The following is a 20278-nucleotide window of genomic DNA, read 5'->3' on the forward strand; positions in this document are numbered from 1 at the left end:
GCATGCTCGTCAGCGCCCGCTCCTTCGAGGAGTACCGCGCGATGTTCGCGCTGTCCGACCACGACCTCTCGCTGCGCGTACTGGACTGCCCGGGCGGGGCGGCGAGCTTCGTGGCGCTGGCCGGGGCCCGCGGTACCGACGCCGTCGCCGTCGACCCCCAGTACGGGCCGCCCGACCGGGACCGGCTCGCCACACTGGTCCTGCGCGAGATCGCCCACAAGCACGCGGACCTGGCACGGAACGCGTCGGACTACGTCTGGAGCTGGTTCGGCGACGCCGAGCGCTACACGCGGCTGCGCACCCGGGCCACGCGCACCTTCGCCGCCGATCTCGCGGCGCGCCCCGAGCGCTACATCGCCGGCTCACTGCCCCGACTGCCGTTCCCGAGCCGGTCCTTCGACCTCGTACTCAGCTCCCATCTGCTGTTCTCCTACGGAGCGCGGCTCGACGAGGACTTCCACCTGAGCGCCCTGCTCGACCTGGCCCGGGTGGCCCGCTGGCAGGTGCGGCTGTTCCCGGTGCTGCTGCACACCAGCGACCGGCGGTACGAGGCGCTCGACCGCCTCCGGGCGGAGCTGGCCGGCCGCGGCATCCCCAACCGGCTGGAGCGGGTCGACTACGAGTTCCAGCCCGGCGGCAACGAGACCCTCGTCCTGGACTGCGGCGGCTACCGCGCGCCGGCGCGGGCGGTCTCGCACGCCCGGCCCACCGACGGCGGCTTCGATCCGGTGCGGTGGCGGCATCTGGAGGCGGGCCGCTGACCGGACGCTCCGACCGCGATACCGCGGGGCCGTCCCGCACTGCCGCGAAGACGGCCCCTCGTCCCGAGCGGATCACGCCCGGGACGGCGGGGTATCGGACCCGTCCCCCTGGTGCCCGGGGCACCGGGGGGACGAGCGGCCCGCTCAGGCGGTGCGCCGCAGCAGCGCCAGGTACATCGCGTCGGTCCCGTGCAGATGCGGCCAGAGCTGGATGTCCGGTCCCTCCCCCAGCGCCGGAATCCCCGGCAGCAGCGGACGGGCGTCGATCCACTCGACCCCGGACTCCGCGCGCATCACGTCGTCCACCACGGCCCGCGTCTCGGCGAGGTGCGGCGAGCAGGTCACGTATCCGACCACGCCCCCGACCCGCGTGGCCCGGATCGCCGACCGCAGCAGATCCCGCTGGAGCGGCCCGAAGCCCGGGATGTCGTCCTGCCGGCGGCGCCACCGCGCCTCCGGCCGGCGGCGCAGCGCCCCGAGCCCGGAGCACGGCACGTCCACCAGCACCCGGTCGAAGGCGCCCTCCCGCCAGGCCGGACGGGTGCCGTCAGCGGTGATCACCGTGTACGGGCCGGGGTTGCCGTCCAGCGCACGGGCGACCAGCCGGGCGCGGTGCGGCTGCCGCTCCGAGGCGACCAGCGCCGCGCCGCGCTCGGCGGCGAGCGCACCGAGCAGCGCGGCCTTGCCACCGGGCCCGGCGCAGCCGTCCAGCCAGAGCCGGTCGGCGCCCTCCACCGGGGCGTTGGCCAGCGCGAGCGCGACCAGCTGGCTGCCCTCGTCCTGGACCCCGGCCCGGTTCTGCCGGACCGCCTCGACGGCGCTCGGCTCACCGCCCTCGGCGAGCCGGACCGCGTACGGGGACCAGCGTCCGGCCTGCGCCTGGGGCAGCGCCTCGCGCAGTTCGTCGACCGTGGACCGGCCCGGCCGGGCCACCAGGGTCACCTCGGGGCGCTCGTTGTCGGCCCGCAGCAGTTCCTCGATCGCGGTCCGGCCCGAGGCGCCGGGCTGCCAGCGGCCGAGCGAGTCCCACAGCGCGGAGACCACCCAGCGCGGGTGCGAGTGGACCACCGCCAGGTGGTCCTCGGCATCCTCCTCGTACGGCGGGGCCACCTGCCCCACCCAGCCGTCCAGGTCGTGGGCGCTGATCCGGCGCAGCACGGCGTTGACGAACTTGGCGCGTCCCTCACCGAGCACCGCGCGGGCCAGCTCGACGGTGGCGGAGACCGCGGCGTGGGTGGGGATCCGGGTGGTGAGCAGCTGGTGCGCGCCGAGCGAGAGGACGTCCAGGACCGGCGGGTCCACCTCGCGCAGCGGGCGGTCGATGCAGGCGGCGATGATCGCGTCATAGGTGCCCTGGAGGCGCAGCGTGCCGTAGACCAGTTCGGTCGCGAGCGCGGCGTCCCGGCGCTCCATGCCCTTCTGCTCGGCCTCGCGCAGCAGCGACGGGAGGATCAGGTTGGCGTACGCGTCGCGCTCGTCCACGGCGCGCAGGGCGCGGAACGCGACGATCCTGGCCGGGTCCTTCTTGGGGCGGCGGTGCGGGCGGGGGGCGCGCTTGGCGCTGGGGGTGCTCATGTGGTGCCTCGATCCAAAGGTGCTGCGTTGGTTATCTGGTGACAACTGCTGACATCTGCTGAACGGGAGTGTCGGTGAGCGGAAAATCCGATACCCGATGGCGCGATCGTCCGATTACCACTCGACGAATTACCAGCCTGTCACTCAGCGGACTGTCGGACTGTCATTCGACGGATTTCCGGACCATTACTCGACAGACCGACGGGTTATCGGTAAGCGGATCATCGGATCTCCACTCGGAGGATGTTCAGTCCCCGAGCCGCTCGCCGGACTCGATCCGGACCCCCCGGGCCCAGTCTGCCGCGCGCATCGGCTTCTTGCCCTGCGGCTGGACCTCGCCCAGCTCGATCTCGTGGCTGCCGGTGCCGACCCGGACGCTGTTCTTGGCGACGGCGAGCTCACCGGGAGCCAGCACGGCGGCGTCGGCGAGCGGCTTGACCGGCCCGGAGAGCTTGAGCCGCTCACCCCGGAAGGTGGTCCAGGCGCCGGGTGCGGGGGCGCAGCCGCGCACCACCCGGTCGACCCGCAGGGCGGGGTGGGACCAGTCGATCCTGGCGTCCTCGACAGTGATCTTGGGTGCGAGGGTGACGCCGTCGGCGGGCTGCGGTACGGCCTGCAGGGTGCCGTCCTCGATCCCGTCCATGGTGGCGACCAGCAGTTTGGCGCCCGCGTGTGCCAGGCGGTCCAGCAGCACACCGCTGGTGTCGGTGGGGCGGATCTCCTCGGTGAGCAGGCCGAACACCGGACCGGAGTCCAGGCCCTGCTCGATCAGGAAGGTGGAGGCGCCGGTCACCTCGTCGCCCGCCAGCACCGCGTGCTGCACGGGAGCGGCACCGCGCCAGGCGGGGAGCAGCGAGAAGTGCAGGTTGACCCAGCCGTGCCGGGGGATCTCCAGCGCGCCGGGGCGCAGCAGCGCACCGTAGGCGACCACCGGGCAGCAGTCCGGGGCGATCTCGGTGAGCCTGGCCTGGAAGTCCGGATCGCTCGGCTTGGCCGGCTTGAGGACCTCGATCCCGGCCTCCTCGGCACGCTGGGCGACCGGGCTGGCGACCAGTCGGCGGCCGCGCCCGGCGGGGGCGTCGGGGCGGGTGACCACCGCGACGACCTCGTGCCGGTCGGAGGCCAGCAGTGCGTCGAGGGCGGGAACGGCGACCTCTGGGGTGCCGGCGAAGACGAGGCGCATGGGTGCCTTTCTGGGGGACGTACGAAGGCCGCGGGACGTGCGGGGGTCAGCGGGCCGAGCCGAAGGTGCTGTGCGGGGAGATCTTGACGGTCGGCGCCGGACCGTCGCCCCAGTCCGCCTCGCGGATCGCCTTGAGCGCGGCCTTGCGCTGCTCGCGGTCCAGGCGGTCGATGAAGATGATCCCGTCCAGGTGGTCGGTCTCGTGCTGGATGCAGCGGGCCAGCAGCTGGGTGCCCTCGACGGTCACCGGGTCGCCGTACATGTTGAAGCCCTTGGCGACCACCCCGTAGGCGCGCTTGGTGTCGAAGCGCAGCCCGGGCAGCGAGAGGCAGCCCTCGGGGCCGTCCTGCTCCTCGTCGGTGAGAGCGAGGTCGGGGTTGATCAGATGGCCCACCACGCCGTCCACGTTGTAGGCGAACACCCGCAGCGAGACGCCGAGTTGAGGTGCCGCCAGGCCGGCGCCGGGAGCGTCCAGCATGGTGTCGGTGAGGTCGGAGACCAGCCCGCGCAGCTCCTTGTCGAAGGTGGTCACCGGTCGTGCGACGGTACGCAGCACGGGGTCGCCGAAGATCCGGATCGGCTGGATCGCCATGGCTGGGAGCTCCTGTCGGTACGGGTTCGGCGTGGGTCGGATGGGGGTCGGATTCGGTCGGCCGCGAAGGCCACAGGGCAGTCTATGCAATCCGGGACGCCCGTTCGGCTCAGCTTCTGGCATATCCCGTCTGGTCGGCACGCGTGACCCCGGCGCCCGTCCGGCGTTGGTCAAGTGGGATTGACCGGGGCGCGAACGCGTCCCGACCGGATTCACCGTACGGAGAGGTGGCACCGAGGCCATGGCCGAGCAGATCAACCACGACGCGCGGGCGCGGGCCAGCCTGCACCTGCTGGTGCGGGACATCGAGCGGGTGCGGCGGCAGGTGGACGCGCTGCGCACCCTCACCGCCCAGCTGGGCAACGTCTACCGGCCACGCCGGCCCAGCACCTCAGCCGGATTCGTGGTGTACGGGCGGGCCCCCGCCCCCACCGTGCGACTCGCCCAGGAGCTGCGCGAGAGCGTGGAGACGCTGGTCGCGGCGGCCGTCGAGTTCGACCGGGCGCTGGGCTTCTCCTGGGACTCGGTCGGCTCCGCGCTGGGTGTCACCAAGCAGGCGGTGCACCGGCGGTACGGCATGCGGCGCCCGAGCAGTGAGCTGCTCGCGGCCGCCGTGGCGGCACCAGGCGTACCCGGGCCCGCCCGCCCGGACCGCGGCGAGGAGCTCCCGGCCGGCGGCCAGCCGCTCGCCCGCACCGTCCCCGCCGCCCGCCAGGGCGGCCTGGAGCGCCCGAGTCTCCCGCTTCGCGGCTGAGGCCGTTCGGGCTTCGCCCGGGCAGGGCGGGCGGACAGGGGCGCGGGGACCGGCCTCACGCGGTTCCCCGCGCCCTCGGCGGCTCCGCCGCTGCGGACCGCGCCCCCTGAGGGCCGCTCCGCTCCGGTGAAGGCCTGCTCAGCCGATGTCGAGCGGGTCGATCCGCACCTTCACCGGATCCGCCGTCCGCAGCGCCACCCGGGCGATCTGGGCCGCCTTCAGGGCGCTCGCCAGCGCGGCTCCCTGCCCCGGCGCGACCCGCAGCAGCGCGCGCTCCAGCTCCTCGCCCCGTCCACCGGGCACCTCGATCGGCCCGAGCACGTCCGTCCCCTCCGGCAGCCTGACCAGCGAGAGCAGGTCGGCGACCGCGTTCGGCGCGCCCGTCACGGAGGCCATCCGGGAGACCGGCGGGAAGTGCAGCTGCGCCCGCTCCTCCAGCTCCAGCGCGGCGTGCCCGGCCGGGTCCCACCGGACCAGCGCCTGCACCGGCCGCGCGGTGGACTCGGCAACCGCCACCACCGTGCCGCCCTGCTCGGCGGGCCGTACCAGCGCGGCGGCGGCCGTCCACATCCGCAGTGCCTCCTCCCCGGCCCGCAGGTCGGAGCGGTTCAGCAGCGCCCAGCCGTCCAGCAGCAGCGCCGCCGCGTACCCGGCGCCCTCGGCCACCGGCTCCGCGCCCGGTGTGGAGATCACCAGGGCCGGCTCCGCCGGCACGGTGGTGAGCACCGCGTCGCGCCCCGAGGTGCGGACCGGCACCCGGGGGAACGCCTTGCCGAGCTCCTCCGCCGTCCGCCGCGCCCCGACCACCTGCGCCCGCAGCCGGAACGAACCGCACTCGGCGCAGTGCCACTCGGCCTCCGACTGCCCGCACCAGCCGCAGTCCAGCGGCGCCCCGGCGGATCCCGCCTCCAGCGGACCGCCGCAGTGCCGGCACCGGGCGGGCGTCCGGCACCGGCCGCAGGCCAGCCGCGGCACATAGCCCCGCCGGGGGACCTGGATCAGCACCGGGCCGTGTTTCAGCGCCTCGTGCGCGACCTCCCAGGCCAGCCAGGGCAGCCGGGCGGCCTGCGCGGCGGCGTCCCGCGCCTGGTCCTGGTCGGTGACCGTACGCACCCGGGGGGCGATGGCCCGGACCGTCTCCCGCTCGGCGGCCAGCGGACGGGCCCAGCCGGTCCGCAGCAGCTGCGCGGCCTCCACCGTCATCGACAGCCCGCCGAGCAGCACTCCCGTGTTCTCCTCGGTGGCCCGCAGCAGCGCGACCTCGCGCACGTGCGGATGCGGGGAGCGCGGATCGCTGTGGCTGCTGTCGCCGTCCGACCAGACCACCACCAGACCCAGGTTCCGGACCGGGGCGAAGACCGCGGCCCGCGTCCCGATCGCGGCCCGCACCGCGCCGCGGCTGACCGAGAGCCAGCGCCGGTAGCGCTCCTTGGGCCCGAGGTCGGCGGCCAGCACGGCGTGCCGGCCCGTGCCGAGCAGCGCGGTGAGCGCCTGGTCCACCCGGGCCACCGCCCGGCCGTCCGGCAGCACCACCAGCGCTCCCCGGCCGGCCGCCAGGGTCGCGGCGACGGCCCGGGCGATCTCCTCCGGCCAGGTCGGACCGGGCAGCGCCGTCCACACCGCACGCGGCGAACGCCCCTGGGCCAGCGCCTCCAGGTACTCCGGGCCCTGCGGATAGCGGGCCCAGCCACCGGGTTCGGGACGGGCCGGCGGCGGCAGCAGAGGTGGCGAGGGCTCGGACTCGGCCCCCGCGTGCCGGGGCGGGACCGCCAGCTGGAGCACATCGGCGAGCGAACCCGCGTACCGGTCCGCGACCGCACGGCAGAGCCGCAGCAGCGCGGGGGTGAGCACCGGCTCCGGGGAGAGCACCTGCGCGAGCGGGGCCAGCGGGCCGGCGTAGTCGGAGTCGGCCCGGCGCTCGACGATGAAGCCGCTGTGCAGCTCGCCGCCCTCACGGCGGCCGGGCCCGACGATCCTGGCCCCGAAGCGGACCCGCACCCGCACACCGGGCTGCGCCTCCTCGGCCATGGTGGCGGGGACGGCGTAGTCGAAGAACTGGTCGAGGTGGAGCAGGCCCTTGTCGACCAGGACCCGCGCCACCGGCAGGTCGTCCGCCAGCTGGGCGCCGCGCCATGTCCGGGGCTTGGCCCTGCGGACCGTCTCCCGGATGAACGCCAGCTGCTCACCGGATCCGTCTGTACTGCTCATCCGCCCTCCACACCACCCGCCACCCCGGGCCCGCCCAACATAGCCCCCACCACCGACAACCTGGCAAAACGCCCCGGGCCGAACCCCGGCGGCGGCACCTTCCGGGAGCGCGGCCGACCCCTCAGAGGGTGTTCGATACCGATTTAGGCTGCCGCAGGCGGTTTCGGACGGAGGTATTGCCCGGTTCTGTCCGGGCTGGCGGTCAGGCGGTCGGTCATGGAGTTCACCATGGCCCACTGGATCATCGAGCGTGACCGGTCCGGCAGTTCCTCGTAGTCACGGTGGAGCCGCCGGTACCGGGACATGATCCCGAAGGTCTGCTCCACGCGCCAGCGGATCGGCTGGACGACGAAGCCTTTCTGCTCCTTGTCCCGGGCCACGACCTCGACGTCGATGTCGAGTGCGGCGCCGTGCTTGACGACGGCGTTGTTGTAGCCGGCGTCCACCCACGCTTTGGTCACGGTGGGCCACTGGGCGGCGAGGGTGTCCAGGACCTGCTTGCCGCCGGCGGAGTCCTGGACGCCGGCGGCGGTGACGATCAAAACCAGGAGCAGGCCGAGGGTGTCGGTGGCTATGTGGCGCTTGCGGCCCTTGACCCGCTTGCCGCCGTCGTAGCCCTGGCTGTCGGCCGGGGCGTTCGGTGAGGCTTTCACGGACTGGGCGTCGATGATCGCGGCGCTGGGCAGGATGCGGCGGCCCTTCTTCGCCCGGAGCTGGTCACGGAGTGTGTCGTGGATCCGCTCGGTGGTGCCGTCTCGTTCCCATTCCTTGAAGTAGCCGTAGACGGTGGTGTGGGGTGGGAAGTCGTGCGGAAGGTAGCGCCATGCGATGCCGGTCCGCGCGACGTAGAGGATCGCGTTGACCACCTCGCGCAGCCCGGTCGTGGGCTCACGTCCTTCGGCGCGGGTGCGTCGCCACTCCAGCAGCATGGGCTCGATGAGCTCCCACTGATCGTCCTTCAGGTCCGAGGGATACCGGCGTCGTTCCGTCACAGTTGATCAATATCGCGGACACGGACCCGGCCGCCACGAGATCCTGGAACCGAGTCCGCGCCGCAAGAACCAAAGCCGGACAGTTGGGGGGAATCCCCTATCGAACACCCTCTCAGGGCCAAGGGTGGACCATCAGGGCGCGGGGATCCCGCGCGCGGCGGAGGGCTCGCGCCGTCGTCCGGACGCGGTGAGCCGGTTGCACCCGGACTCCTCGGAAGAGGGACGCGCCTCGCGGTCCCGAGGACCGGCACCGGCGGCAGCGGAAGGACGGGCGGGAACCGGTTCGGCGGGAGAGCCGGCGCCTTCCGCGCCGCGCGCCTGACCCGGGGGGCCGCTCCGCCCGGGAAAGACCCGGCGGCGGCCACCCCGTCGGGGGTGGCCGCCGCCTTGTGGCACGCGGTGGTGTCGGATCAGGCGCTGACGGCCTTCTTCAGCGCCTCGGCGCGGTCGGTCCGCTCCCAGGTGAACTCCGGCAGCTCCCGGCCGAAGTGGCCGTACGCCGCGGTCAGCGCGTAGATCGGCCGCAGCAGGTCCAGGTCACGGATGATCGCGGCCGGGCGCAGGTCGAAGACCTCGGTCACGGCCTCCTGGATCTTCAGCACCGGGACGGTCTCGGTGCCGAAGGTCTCCACGAACAGACCCACCGGCTCGGCCTTGCCGATCGCGTACGCGACCTGGACCTCGGCGCGGCGGGCCAGGCCGGCCGCGACGATGTTCTTGGCCACCCAGCGCATCGCGTACGCGGCCGAGCGGTCGACCTTGGACGGGTCCTTGCCGGAGAAGGCGCCGCCGCCGTGGCGGGCCATGCCGCCGTAGGTGTCGATGATGATCTTGCGGCCGGTCAGACCGGCGTCGCCCATCGGGCCGCCGATCTCGAAACGGCCGGTCGGGTTGACCAGCAGGCGGTAACCGTCGGTGACCAGCTTGATGCCCTGGTCGGCCAGCGCCTTGAGCTCCGGCTCCACCACGAACTCGCGGATGTCCGGGGTCAGCAGCGAGTCCAGGTCGATGTCGCTGGCGTGCTGGGTGGAGACCACCACGGTGTCCAGGCGGACGGCCTTCTCGCCGTCGTACTCGATGGTGACCTGGGTCTTGCCGTCCGGGCGCAGGTACGGGATGGTGCCGTTCTTGCGGACCTCGGTCAGGCGGCGCGACAGGCGGTGTGCGAGGGTGATCGGCAGCGGCATCAGCTCGGGCGTGTCGTCGCAGGCGTAGCCGAACATCAGGCCCTGGTCGCCGGCGCCCTGGCGGTCGAGCTCGTCGTCGTCGCCCTCCACGCGGTGCTCGTGCGCGGTGTCGACACCCTGAGCGATGTCCGGGGACTGCGAACCGATCGAGACCGAGACGCCGCAGGACGCGCCGTCGAAGCCCTTCTTGGAGCTGTCGTAGCCGATCTCCAGGATCTTCTCCCGGACCAGCTGCGCGATCGGCGCGTAGGCCTTGGTGGTGACCTCACCGGCGATGTGGACCAGACCGGTGGTGATCAGCGTCTCCACGGCGACCCGGGAGGTCGGGTCGTCCTTGAGAAGAGCGTCCAGGATGGTGTCGCTGATCTGGTCAGCGATCTTGTCGGGGTGACCCTCGGTCACGGACTCCGAGGTGAACAGGCGGCGAGACACAGCGCTCCCTGGGGTTGCAGCGGCTGCTGACTGAATGCCTCCGTGGTCCGGAGGCATCCGGAAAGACTTGATTCCTGGAGTGTAACGGTCAGCTACCGGATGGCGTCAGTCACCTCGGGCTCTTGAGATTCATCACTCATCTTCGCTAACTGCCCGAACAGGGTTTTCGGTCACCTGTCCGAACCGTGCCCGGGGGCCCGGCCGGGGCTCACCCGAGCCGGGCCACGACCTCGTCCCAGACCCGGTCGGCCAGCGCTTCCTTGGGCCCGTAGGGAACGGTGACCTCCGCGCCGTCCGCGCCCAGCAGCACCGCGGCGTTGGCGTCCTGCCCGAACGCCTTGCCGCCGCCCACCTCGTTGACCACCAGCAGGTCGCAGCCCTTGCGGGCCAGCTTGGCACGGCCGTTGGCGAGGACGTCGTCGGTCTCCGCGGCGAAACCGACCACCAGCTGGCCGGGCGCGGCCCGCTTGGCGGACAGCTCGGCAAGGATGTCCGGATTACGCACCAGGGCGATCGGAGGCTGGTCCACCCCGTCCACCTTCTTGATCTTGCCGGTGACGTACTCCGCCGGGCGGAAGTCGGCCACGGCGGCGGCCATCACCACCGCGTCGGCGCCTGGGACCGCCTTCAGCGCGGCCTCGCGCAGCTGGAGCGCCGTGGAGACGTGCACCACGTCCACCCCCGCGGGGTCGGGCAGGGTGGCGTTGGCCGACAGCAGGGTGACCCGGGCGCCCCGGGCGGCGGCCGTGGCGGCCAGCGCGTAGCCCTGCTTGCCGGAGGAGTGGTTGCCGAGGAAGCGGACCGGGTCGAGCGGCTCCCGGGTGCCGCCCGCCGAGATCACCACATGGCGGCCGGCCAGGTCCCGCTCCAGGCCGCCGCGGTCGAGCACCCGGCGGCAGGCCTCGAAGATCTGTCCCGGTTCGGGCAGCCGGCCCTTGCCGGTGTCCACGCCGGTGAGCCGGCCGACGGCGGGCTCCAGCACGATCACGCCCCGCCGGCGCAGCGTGGCGACGTTCTCCTGGGTGGCCTGGTTCTCCCACATCTCGGTGTGCATGGCGGGGGCCAGCACCACCGGGCAGCGGGCGGTGAGCAGGGTGTTGGTCAGCAGGTCGTCGGCCAGGCCGTGGGCGGCCTTGGCGAGCAGGTCGGCGGTGGCCGGGGCGACCACCACCAGGTCCGCCTGCTGGCCGATCCGCACGTGCGGGACCTCGTGCACCCGCTCCCACGTCTCGGTGGCGGCCGGGCGGCCGGAGAGCGCGGCCCAGGTGGCCTCGCCGACGAAGTGCAGCGCGGCCGCGGTCGGCACCACCGTCACCTGGTGCCCGGACTCGGTGAACCGCCGAAGCAGCTCGCAGGCCTTGTACGCGGCGATGCCGCCGCTGACGCCGAGGACGACGCGGGGGGCGTCGGGCTGCTCCGGGCGAGCGTTCATGACGGGATTTCTCCTCCGAGTGGGGTAACGCCCACCCTACGGCGCATCAGAAGCGGAGCGCACCGTGCGCCGGACCACAGCGGACGGGACGGCACGCGAAGGGGCCCGCCGGACGACAGTCCGACGGGCCCCTTCGACGTGCGGGCTCAGGCAGCCTCGACGGCCTCGGCCGTGAGCATGCCCGCGTTGATCTCACGCAGCGCGATCGACAGCGGCTTCTCGTGCACGTGGGTGTCCACCAGCGGGCCGACGTACTCCAGCAGGCCCTCACCCAGCTGCGAGTAGTACGCGTTGATCTGACGGGCGCGCTTGGCCGCGTAGATCACCAGGCTGTACTTGGAGTCGGTGGCCTCGAGCAGCTCGTCGATCGGCGGGTTGATGATGCCCTCGGGCGCGGTCATGGAAGAGGACACGCGAAAACCTTCCGAAACGGTGGCTAGGAAACGACAAACGCCGATCAGATCAGCGGTGCTGCCATCACGGCAGCGATCTGGTCAGGCTACACCGAGCAAGGCTAGCAGCTCGGTCGCCACCTGCTCGACGGAGGTGTTGACAAGGGTGGTGTCGAACTCGGTCTCCGCGGCCAGTTCGACCTTGGCGGCGGCCAGCCGCTCGTCGATCACGTGCTGCGGCTCGGTGCCCCGGCCGGTGAGCCGACGGACCAGTTCCTCCCAGCTCGGCGGAGCCAGGAAGACCAGCTGCGCCTCCGGCATCGACTCGCGCACCTGGCGGGCGCCCTGCAGGTCGATCTCCAGCAGCACCGGCTCACCGCGGTCGAGCTTCTCCTGGACCGCCTGGCGGGGCGTGCCGTAGCGGTTGCCGGCGAAGACGGCCCACTCGAGCAGCTCGCCGTTGGCGATCAGCTTGTCGAACTCGTCGTTGTCGACGAAGTGGTACTGGACCCCGTTCTGCTCGCCGGGCCTCGGGTGCCGGGTGGTCGCCGACACCGAGAGCCAGACCTCGGGGTGCTGTTGCCTCATATGAGCGACGACCGTGCTCTTGCCGACCCCCGAGGGGCCGGAGAGCACGGTCAGCCGCGGACGTTCACTCATGCACCGATTATCCCGGATCGCGGACGTTCCGGGGACCACGGGGGCCGCACGGCGCGGCCCGGCGACCGGAGTCAGGAGGCGGTGTTGCCGAACTCCCGCTCCAGCGAGGCGATCTGGTTCGAGCCGAGACCGCGCACCCGGCGGCTCTCGCTGATCCCGAGACGCTCCATGATCTGCTTGGCCCGCACCTTGCCGACGCCCGGGAGGCTTTCGAGCAGAGCGGAGACCTTCATCTTTCCGATGACCTCGTCGTCGGACTTGCCCGCCTTGATGACGTCGCGGAGCGAGGCATTGGAGTGCTTCAGCTTGTTCTTGACCTCAGCGCGCTGCCGGCGGGCATCGGCGGCCTTGGCGAGCGCGGCGGCGCGCTGTTCGGGGGTAAGGGGCGGAAGAGCCACGCCGTTCACCTCGGGATGTGGAAGGAAGGGATGAGCTATGACTGTTGGTGCCAAGGACACCGGCTGCAGTGGAACCTAATGGCTCTGACCTGCAAGAGCAACGCCTGGCGAAGCCCTTTGGTGACCTATCGCCGGACACTACCCAACTTGAGCCCGCGCGTCAGGAAAAGAACACGAAAAGTCCTGGTCAGCCGAGGCCGACCAGGACTATTCCGGACAAATCAACCCACTGGAAAGCAGGTTTTGCGAACAGATGTGATGCTGCTCACTTTTCCAGAACGGCGCTGATTTCCTCGACAAAGCGCGCCGAGGCGTCCCGCAGCGCGGTCACCGAGGGGCCGTGCTTGAGGATGTCGCGGCTCACACTGGGCACCACGTCGCGCACCGCACCCCCGAACACCCGGGGAAGGTCGGCGGCGGTCGCCCCCTGGGCGCCGACGCCGGGGGCCAGCAGCGGGCCGTTGATGTCCAGGTCCACCCCGGCCTCGGCCAGGGTGGCGCCGACCACGGCACCGAAGGAGCCCATCGGCTCGGCGCCCGCGTTCTCGGCCGCCAGACGTCGCAGCACGCCCTGGGCGACGCTCTCGCCGTCGGCGGCCACCGCACGCTGCACCTCGTGGCCCTCGGGGTTGGAGGTGAGCGCCAGCGCGAAGACGCCGGCGCCGTTGGCCCGGGCCAGGTCGAGCGCGGGCCGCAGCGAGCCGAAGCCGAGGTACGGGCTGACCGTGACCGCGTCCGAGAACAGCGGGCTGGCGGGCGACAGGAAGGTCTCGGCGTAGGCGGCCATGGTGGAGCCGATGTCGCCGCGCTTGGCGTCCATGAGCACCAGCGCGCCCGCCTGGCGGGCCTCGGCCACGGTGCGCTCCAGGACGGCGATGCCGCGGCTGCCGAAGCGCTCGAAGAAGGCGGCCTGCGGCTTGAGCACGGCCACCTGCTCGGCCAGTGCCTCCACCACGGTGCGGCTGAACTTCTCCAGCCCGGCGATGTCGTCGCCGAGCCCCCAGGCGGCCAGCAGGGAGGCGTGCGGGTCGATACCGACGCAGAGCTGGCCGCGGGAGTCGAGGGCGTGGCGCAGGCGGGCGCCGAAGGGGGCGAGGGTCATGGGAGCCTTTCAGCAGGGACGGGGCGGTGGGCGTATCCCACCGCGTCGGTGAACTTGGCGAAACCTCGCCGGGCCAGCTCGCCGCGCAGCTCGCCGAGGATCCGCAGGGGGGCGGTCGGGTCGTTGAACAGGGCCGTGCCGACGGCCAGTTGACTCGCCCCGGCGAGGGCGAACTCCAGGGCGTCCCGGCCGTTGCGGATGCCGCCCATGCCGATGATCGGCACCGGCGGGATCCGGCCGGACAGCATCGCGGCGTGCACCTGGTGGACGCAGCGCACCGCGATCGGGCGGATCGCCGGCCCGGACAGGCCGCCGGTGCCGGCGGCCAGAGCGGGACGCAGGGTGTCCAGGTCGATGGCCATGCCGAGGGTGCTGTTGATCATCGACAGACCGTCGGCACCTGCCTGGACGCAGGCGGCGGCGATCTCGGTGATCGAGGCGACGTCCGGCGAGAGTTTGGCATAGACCGGCAGTCCGGCCGCGGCCACCTCGCGCACCGCGCGGACGACGTCGTAGCTGGTGGCCGGGTTGGCGGCGAAGAGCAGGCCGCGGTCGGCGGTGTTGGGGCAGGAGATGTTGAGCTCCAGGCCGATCACCCCGGGCTGCCCGTTGACCTTCTCGGCGGTCTCGGCGAACTCCTCCAGCCGCTCCCCCGCGATCGAGACCAGCACCCGGGCGCCGCGCTGGGCCAGCCAGGGCAGCTCGTGCCGGAGGAAGGCGTCGATCCCCGAGCCCGGCAGCCCGATCGAGTTGAGCATCCCGGACGGGGTCTCGGCCATCCTCGGGGTGGCCAGCCCCGAGCGCGGGGCCGGCATGATCGTCTTGGTGGTGACCGAGCCGAGTCCGTCCAACGGGACGAACCTGGCCAGCTCCCGTCCGTACCCGGCGCAGCCGGCGGCGGTGGTGAGCGGGTTCGGCAGCGTCAGCGGGCCGAACCGCACCTCCAGATCGACGTCCCGAGGATCCACCGGCTCCGTCCCGCGGTCGCGGCTCACAGTGCGGCTCCCATCGCGGCGGAGCCCTCCAGGTCCGGCGGTACGGTGCCGATGTCGCCCCAGCGGACCCTGGCGCCGTCGAAGACCGGCCCCTCGGTGCAGGAGCGGACGAAGCGGCTCACGCCGTCCGCTCCGACCACCGGCAGCACGCAGGTCATACAGATGCCGACGCCGCAGGCCATCGCCTCCTCCACGGCGGTGTGGCAGCGGGCGCCGAGGCCGAGGGCGATCGTGGTGACGGCGCGCAGCATCGGCATCGGGCCGCAGGCGTAGACCACGGTGGCGTCGATCGCCTTGATCGCCTGGGCCAGCGGGTCGGTGACCCGCCCGGCCAGCCCGGCCGAGCCGTCCTCGGTGACCACCAGGACGTCCCGGGTGATCGCGCGGGCCTGCTCGACCCCGTACAGCCGGTCGGCACCGGCCGCGCCGAGGATCAGGCCGACCTGGCCCCCTTGTCGCCGGATCGCCTCGCCGAGCGGGATGATCGGCGCGCTGCCGTAGCCGCCGGCCACCAGCAGCGCGGAGACCGGGCCGTCCGGGAGCGGGAAGGGCGTGCCCAGCGGGGCGATCAGGTCCAGCCGTCCGCCGACCGGGGTCCTGGCCAACTCCCTTGTTCCCTCGCCGCGTTCGGCGATGACCAGCTCGATCGTCCCGCTCTCGGGATCGGCCCGGTGGATGGCGAGGGCCCGCCGCAGCAGCCTCCCCGAGTCGGCACAGGCCAGCGTCGCGAAGTGGCCCGGCCTGACCCTCGGCGCCGCCTCGGGGGCGCTCAGCACCAGTCGGTGGTAGCGGCCCTCGGTGGTCCGGGAGAGCACCTCGGCTCGGGTCTGAACGGGGTTGGCCATCTGTGGGTCACCTTCCAGCCGGCCTGTGCGCACGTTGACGCTCCGAACTCTCCCAAACCGCCCCACACTCTGTCACTTCGCCCGAACACTTGCGCAATCGGGCATCACGCCCGGAACGGAACGGCGGCGTGCCCCGGAGCGCGGCGAGGCACCGTCCGAGGACGCGCCGCCGGGGCGGGCCAGAGCCGCTTCCAGGGGTGCGGGGAGCCGTGGGAGGCCGCGTACGGCCCCTCGTGCGGCTCCCCGCCGCCTCTGGGTGTCCTCAGCCCGCCTTGACGGCCGCGCCCACCGCGTCCGCGATGGTCCGGTGCCCGCTGGCCCGCAGCCGGGCCGAGAGGCCCTTGTGCATCCGCCGCATCCAGAACGGCCCCTCGTAGATGAACGCGCTGTACCCCTGCACCAGGTCGGCCCCGTGCACGATCCGCTGCCAGGCGTCCTCGGCGGTCTCGATGCCGCCCACGGCGATCAGCACCAGCCGGCCCTCGGTGCGCGCCCGCAGCCGCTGCAGCACCTCCAGCGAGCGCTCCTTGAGCGGTGCTCCGGACAGGCCGCCCGCGCCGATCTCCTCGATCCGCTCGGCGGACTCCTTCAGCCCCTCCCGGCCGATGGTGGTGTTGGTGCAGATGATCCCGTCCAGGCCCAGGTGCAGGGCCATGTCGGCGATCTCGTCGATGTCCTCGTCGGCCAGGTCGGGCGCGATCTTCACCAGCAGCGGGACGTGGCGCGAGGTGACCTCGTCCGCCTTCTTCCGCACGTCCCACAGCAGCGGGCCGAGCACCTTGACGGCCTGCAGGTTCCGCAGTCCCGGCGTGTTCGGCGAACTGACGTTGACCACCAGGTAGTCGGCGTACCTGGCGAGCCGCTCGGTGCTCTTCAGGTAGTCGGCGGTGGCGTCGGCCTCGTCGACCACCTTGGTCTTGCCGATGTTGACGCCGACGACCGGGGTGGAGCTGGTGTGCGGACGGGCCGCCAGGCGGGCGGCGACCCGGGCGGAGCCCTGGTTGTTGAAGCCCATCCGGTTGATCAGGGCGCGGTCCTCGACCAGGCGGAACAGGCGCGGCTCGGGGTTGCCCGGCTGCGGCTCACCGGTGATGGTGCCGATCTCGACGAAGTCGAAGCCCAGCATGGACAGTCCGTCGATGCCGATGCCGTTCTTGTCGAAGCCGGCGCCCAGCCCGAACGGACCCGGCAGGTCGAGCCCGAGCGCGGTGGTCCGCAGCCGCGGGTCCCGGGGGGCGAGCACCAGCCTGACCAGCGAGCGCAGGCCGGGAACCGAGGCGGCCAGGCGGATCCAGAAGAAGGCCAGGTGGTGGGCCTTCTCCGGGTCCATCTTCTTGAAGACCAGGTTGAACAGGAGCTTGTACACGGCGAGTTGAGCCCTTCGGAAGCCGAGGCGGAGGAGGTGGGCATGGATGTGGGGGGCGCCGATGCCCGGGCGCCCCCCACATGGACCATCGGACTACTTACGGCCAGCGTTGATCAGCGCCGCGTGCTCCTGCAGCGACATCACACCGACCTCGCCGCGCAGCAGCGCGTCGATGCCCTGGACCGCCGCGCCCATGGCCTGGACGGTGGTCAGGCACGGCACGCCGCGCGAGACCGCGGCGGTGCGGATCTCGTACCCGTCGAGCCGGCCGCCGGTGCCGTACGGGGTGTTGATGATCAGGTCGACCTGACCCTCGTGGATCAGCTGGACGATGGTCTTCTCGCCGTTCGGGCCCTCGCCCTCGCTGTGCTTGCGCACCAGCGTGGACGGGATGCCGCCGCGCTGCAGCACCTCGGCGGTACCGGCGGTGGCCAGCACCTCGAAGCCCTGGTCGACCAGCGCGCGGGCCGGGAAGACCAGGTTGCGCTTGTCGCGGTTGGCGACCGAGACGAAGACCTTGCCCTTGGTCGGCAGCGCGCCGTAGGCGCCCGCCTGGGCCTTGGCGTAGGCGGTGCCGAAGACCTTGTCCACGCCCATGACCTCACCGGTCGAGCGCATCTCCGGGCCGAGCACGGTGTCCACACCGCGCCCGTGGATGTCGCGGAAGCGGCTCCACGGCATCACGGCCTCCTTGACGGAGATCGGGCAGTCGGCGGGCAGCGTGCCGCCGTCGCCCTCGGCCGGGAGCAGGCCCTCGGCGCGCAGCTCGGCGATGGTCGCGCCCAGCGAGATCCGGGCGGCGGCCTTGGCCAGCGGGACGGCGGTGGCCTTGGAGGTGAACGGCACGGTCCGGGAGGCGCGCGGGTTGGCCTCCAGGACGTAGAGGATGTCCCCGGCCATCGCGAACTGGATGTTGATCAGACCGCGGACGCCGACACCGCGGGCGATCGCCTCGGTGGAGGTGCGCAGCCGCTTGATGTCGTAGCCGCCGAGGGTGATCGGGGGCAGCGCGCAGGCGGAGTCGCCGGAGTGGATGCCGGCCTCCTCGATGTGCTCCATGACGCCGCCGAGGTAGAGCTCGGTGCCGTCGTAGAGGGCGTCCACGTCGATCTCGACCGCGTCGTCCAGGAAGCGGTCGATCAGCACCGGGTGCTCGGAGATCAGACCGGCGTGCCGCTCCAGGTAGGAGGCGAGCGAGGCCTCGTCGTAGACGATCTCCATGCCGCGGCCGCCGAGCACGTAGGACGGACGGGCGAGGACCGGGTAGCCGATCTCGTCCGCGATCGCCTTGGCCTCCTCGAAGGAGAAGGCGGTGCCGTGCTTGGGGGCCGGCAGGCCCGCGTCGCGCAGCACCCGGCCGAAGGCGCCGCGCTCCTCGGCCAGGTCGATGGCCTCGGGCTGGGTGCCGACGATCGGGACGCCGTTGTCCTTGAGCGCCTGGGCCAGGCCCAGCGGGGTCTGGCCGCCGAGCTGGACGATCACACCGGCGAGCGGACCGGCCTGCTGCTCGGCGTGGACGATCTCCAGCACGTCCTCCAGGGTGAGCGGCTCGAAGTAGAGCCGGTCGGAGGTGTCGTAGTCGGTGGAGACGGTCTCCGGGTTGCAGTTGACCATGACGGTCTCGTACCCGGCCTCGGCCAGCGCGAAGGAGGCGTGCACGCAGGAGTAGTCGAACTCGATGCCCTGGCCGATGCGGTTCGGGCCCGAGCCGAGGATGATCACGGCGGGCTTGGTGCGCGGCGCGACCTCAGTCTCCTCGTCGTAGGACGAGTAGAAGTACGGGGTCTTGGCGGCGAACTCGGCGGCGCAGGTGTCCACGGTCTTGAAGACCGGGCGGATGCCCAGTGCGTGGCGCAGCGCGCGGACCACACCGGTCTTCAGGCCCCGGATCTCACCGATCTGCTGGTCGGAGAAGCCGTGCCGCTTGGCGTGGCGCAGCAGCTCGGGGCCGAGCTCCTCGGCCTCGGCCAGCTCGCCGGCGATCTCGTCGAGCAGGAAGAGCTGGTCGACGAACCACGGGTCGATCCTGGTGGCCTCGAACACCTCCGCCGGGGTGGCGCCGGCCCGGATCGCCTGCATGACGGTGTTGATCCGGCCGTCGGTCGGGACGGCGGCCTTCGTGAGCAGCTCGTCCTTCTCGCCCACCGCACCGATCCAGGTGAACTGGGAGCCCTTCTTCTCCAGCGAGCGCAGCGCCTTGTTGAGCGCCTCGGGGAAGTTGCGGCCGAGCGCCATCGCCTCGCCGACCGACTTCATGGTGGTGGTCAGGGTGGCGTCCGCCGACGGGAACTTCTCGAAGGCGAAGCGCGGGACCTTGACGACCACGTAGTCGAGGGTCGGCTCGAAGGAGGCCGGGGTCTCCTCGGTGATGTCGTTGGGGATCTCGTCCAGGGTGTAGCCCACGGCCAGCTTGGCGGCGATCTTGGCGATCGGGAAGCCGGTGGCCTTGGACGCCAGCGCGGAGGAGCGGGAGACACGCGGGTTCATCTCGATGACGATGACCCTGCCGTCGACCGGGTTGACGGCGAACTGGATGTTGCAGCCGCCGGTGTCGACGCCGACCTCGCGGATGACGGCGATGCCGATGTCGCGCAGGATCTGGTACTCGCGGTCGGTGAGCGTCATCGCCGGGGCCACGGTGATCGAGTCACCGGTGTGCACGCCCATCGGGTCGAAGTTCTCGATGGAGCAGACGACCACGACGTTGTCGTTCCTGTCGCGCATCAGCTCCAGCTCGTACTCCTTCCAGCCGAGGATGGACTCCTCCAGGAGCACCTCGGTGGTCGGCGAGAGGGCCAGGCCCTGGCCGGCGATCCGGCGCAGGTCCTCCTCGTTGTGGGCGAAGCCGGAGCCGGCGCCGCCCATGGTGAAGGAGGGGCGGACGACGACCGGGTAGCCGCCGAGCGTCTCGACGCCCTCGAGGACGTCCTCCATGGAGTGGCAGATCACCGAGCGGGCGGACTCGCCGTAGCCGATCTTGGCGTTGACGGCCTCCACCACGCCCTTGAACAGGTCGCGGTCCTCGCCCTTGTTGATCGCCTCGACGTCGGCGCCGATCAGCTCGACGCCGTACTTCTCCAGCGTGCCCGCCTTGTGCAGCGAGATCGCGGCGTTGAGCGCGGTCTGGCCGCCCAGGGTCGGCAGCAGCGCGTCGGGGCGCTCCTTGGCGATGATCTTCTCGACGAACTCGGGGGTGATCGGCTCGACGTAGGTGGCGTCGGCGATCTCCGGGTCGGTCATGATCGTGGCCGGGTTGGAGTTCACCAGGACGACCCGCAGGCCCTCGGCCTTGAGGACGCGGCAGGCCTGGGTGCCGGAGTAGTCGAATTCCGCCGCCTGGCCGATGACGATCGGGCCGGACCCGATGACCAGGACGGACTTGATGTCAGTGCGCTTCGGCACGG

Annotated in this window: 17 protein-coding genes; 2 read left to right on the forward strand and 15 right to left on the reverse strand. The window is 72.3% G+C overall.

From position 1 onward, the window contains the following. The first annotated feature begins 2 nt into the window (after positions 1-2). The gene (locus ACSMTC_RS06645) at positions 3-761 is read left to right on the forward strand and encodes a hypothetical protein (protein ID WP_436558705.1); all 759 of its coding nucleotides are present in this window, start codon (positions 3-5) and stop codon (positions 759-761) included. A gap of 144 nt (positions 762-905) precedes the next feature. Here ACSMTC_RS06645 and ACSMTC_RS06650 read toward each other — a convergent pair whose 3' ends face one another. The 3 genes from ACSMTC_RS06650 to def all read right to left on the reverse strand — a co-directional run bounded on the left by ACSMTC_RS06650 (position 906) and on the right by def (position 4111). Further along, on the reverse strand, positions 906-2336 hold the full coding sequence (locus tag ACSMTC_RS06650; protein ID WP_436558706.1) for an RsmB/NOP family class I SAM-dependent RNA methyltransferase: 1431 nt from the start codon (positions 2334-2336) through the stop codon (positions 906-908). A 247-nt stretch (positions 2337-2583) separates the two neighbouring features. Beyond that, positions 2584-3519 carry a methionyl-tRNA formyltransferase gene (gene fmt, locus ACSMTC_RS06655; protein ID WP_436558707.1) on the reverse strand — a complete coding sequence of 312 codons (936 nt, stop codon included), beginning with the start codon at positions 3517-3519 and terminating at the stop codon, positions 2584-2586. 46 nt (positions 3520-3565) lie between these two features. Next, positions 3566-4111, reverse strand: a complete 546-nt coding sequence (def, locus tag ACSMTC_RS06660) for a peptide deformylase (RefSeq protein WP_436558708.1) — start codon at positions 4109-4111, stop codon at positions 3566-3568. A gap of 241 nt (positions 4112-4352) precedes the next feature. Between def and ACSMTC_RS06665 the strand changes: the two genes are divergently transcribed. Then, positions 4353-4865, forward strand: a complete 513-nt coding sequence (locus ACSMTC_RS06665; RefSeq protein ID WP_436558709.1) for a hypothetical protein — start codon at positions 4353-4355, stop codon at positions 4863-4865. A 138-nt stretch (positions 4866-5003) separates the two neighbouring features. On the opposite strand, the gene ACSMTC_RS06670 is transcribed toward ACSMTC_RS06665, so the two are convergent. The 12 genes from ACSMTC_RS06670 to carB form a co-directional block, all read right to left on the reverse strand. Continuing rightward, entirely contained in the window at positions 5004-7073 is a 2070-nt protein-coding gene (locus tag ACSMTC_RS06670; protein WP_436558710.1) for a primosomal protein N', read from the reverse strand. 143 nt (positions 7074-7216) lie between these two features. Then, positions 7217-8065 (reverse strand): IS5 family transposase, encoded by an 849-nt coding sequence (locus ACSMTC_RS06675; RefSeq protein WP_436557617.1) that lies wholly within the window; start codon positions 8063-8065, stop codon positions 7217-7219. Between the two features lie 410 nt (positions 8066-8475). Continuing rightward, positions 8476-9684: a methionine adenosyltransferase gene (metK, locus tag ACSMTC_RS06680; RefSeq protein WP_436558711.1), complete on the reverse strand. Its 1209-nt coding sequence runs from the start codon at positions 9682-9684 to the stop codon at positions 8476-8478. Between the two features lie 208 nt (positions 9685-9892). Next, positions 9893-11116, reverse strand: a complete 1224-nt coding sequence (gene coaBC, locus ACSMTC_RS06685; RefSeq protein WP_436558712.1) for a bifunctional phosphopantothenoylcysteine decarboxylase/phosphopantothenate--cysteine ligase CoaBC — start codon at positions 11114-11116, stop codon at positions 9893-9895. A gap of 146 nt (positions 11117-11262) precedes the next feature. Beyond that, positions 11263-11529, reverse strand: coding sequence for a DNA-directed RNA polymerase subunit omega (gene rpoZ / locus ACSMTC_RS06690; RefSeq protein ID WP_030056185.1), 267 nt, complete (start codon positions 11527-11529; stop codon positions 11263-11265). 81 nt (positions 11530-11610) lie between these two features. After that, on the reverse strand, positions 11611-12168 hold the full coding sequence (gmk, locus tag ACSMTC_RS06695) for a guanylate kinase (protein ID WP_436558713.1): 558 nt from the start codon (positions 12166-12168) through the stop codon (positions 11611-11613). Positions 12169-12239: 71 nt separating this feature from the next. Next, the gene (mihF, locus tag ACSMTC_RS06700; protein WP_375942293.1) at positions 12240-12566 is read right to left on the reverse strand and encodes an integration host factor, actinobacterial type; all 327 of its coding nucleotides are present in this window, start codon (positions 12564-12566) and stop codon (positions 12240-12242) included. Positions 12567-12831: 265 nt separating this feature from the next. Then, entirely contained in the window at positions 12832-13668 is an 837-nt protein-coding gene (pyrF, locus tag ACSMTC_RS06705) for an orotidine-5'-phosphate decarboxylase (protein WP_436558714.1), read from the reverse strand. Then, the gene (locus ACSMTC_RS06710; RefSeq protein WP_436558715.1) at positions 13665-14663 is read right to left on the reverse strand and encodes a dihydroorotate dehydrogenase; all 999 of its coding nucleotides are present in this window, start codon (positions 14661-14663) and stop codon (positions 13665-13667) included. The genes pyrF and ACSMTC_RS06710 overlap by 4 nt, the downstream gene beginning before the upstream one ends. After that, positions 14660-15508 carry a dihydroorotate dehydrogenase electron transfer subunit gene (locus tag ACSMTC_RS06715; RefSeq protein ID WP_436558716.1) on the reverse strand — a complete coding sequence of 283 codons (849 nt, stop codon included), beginning with the start codon at positions 15506-15508 and terminating at the stop codon, positions 14660-14662. Before ACSMTC_RS06715 ends, ACSMTC_RS06710 begins: the two co-directional genes overlap by 4 nt. 262 nt (positions 15509-15770) lie before the next feature. Beyond that, positions 15771-16874 (reverse strand): quinone-dependent dihydroorotate dehydrogenase, encoded by a 1104-nt coding sequence (locus ACSMTC_RS06720; protein ID WP_436558717.1) that lies wholly within the window; start codon positions 16872-16874, stop codon positions 15771-15773. A 93-nt stretch (positions 16875-16967) separates the two neighbouring features. Then, positions 16968-20276: a carbamoyl-phosphate synthase large subunit gene (gene carB / locus ACSMTC_RS06725; protein WP_436558718.1), complete on the reverse strand. Its 3309-nt coding sequence runs from the start codon at positions 20274-20276 to the stop codon at positions 16968-16970. Positions 20277-20278: the final 2 nt, after the last annotated feature.

The sequence above is a fragment of the Kitasatospora sp. HPM-01-4 genome (assembly GCF_051374625.1).
Taxonomy (GTDB): domain Bacteria; phylum Actinomycetota; class Actinomycetes; order Streptomycetales; family Streptomycetaceae; genus Kitasatospora.

What these genes read in the sequence shown, in the direction of transcription:
- coaBC (WP_436558712.1), bottom strand. Translation starts at nt 11,116, where the DNA reads ATGAACGCTCGCCCGGAGCAGCCCGACGCCCCCCGCGTCGTCCTCGGC.
- def (WP_436558708.1), bottom strand. Translation starts at nt 4,111, where the DNA reads ATGGCGATCCAGCCGATCCGGATCTTCGGCGACCCCGTGCTGCGTACC.
- ACSMTC_RS06665 (WP_436558709.1), top strand. Translation starts at nt 4,353, where the DNA reads ATGGCCGAGCAGATCAACCACGACGCGCGGGCGCGGGCCAGCCTGCAC.
- ACSMTC_RS06650 (WP_436558706.1), bottom strand. Translation starts at nt 2,336, where the DNA reads ATGAGCACCCCCAGCGCCAAGCGCGCCCCCCGCCCGCACCGCCGCCCC.
- ACSMTC_RS06715 (WP_436558716.1), bottom strand. Translation starts at nt 15,508, where the DNA reads ATGGCCAACCCCGTTCAGACCCGAGCCGAGGTGCTCTCCCGGACCACC.
- gmk (WP_436558713.1), bottom strand. Translation starts at nt 12,168, where the DNA reads ATGAGTGAACGTCCGCGGCTGACCGTGCTCTCCGGCCCCTCGGGGGTC.
- ACSMTC_RS06645 (WP_436558705.1), top strand. Translation starts at nt 3, where the DNA reads ATGCTCGTCAGCGCCCGCTCCTTCGAGGAGTACCGCGCGATGTTCGCG.
- ACSMTC_RS06670 (WP_436558710.1), bottom strand. Translation starts at nt 7,073, where the DNA reads ATGAGCAGTACAGACGGATCCGGTGAGCAGCTGGCGTTCATCCGGGAG.
- pyrF (WP_436558714.1), bottom strand. Translation starts at nt 13,668, where the DNA reads ATGACCCTCGCCCCCTTCGGCGCCCGCCTGCGCCACGCCCTCGACTCC.
- fmt (WP_436558707.1), bottom strand. Translation starts at nt 3,519, where the DNA reads ATGCGCCTCGTCTTCGCCGGCACCCCAGAGGTCGCCGTTCCCGCCCTC.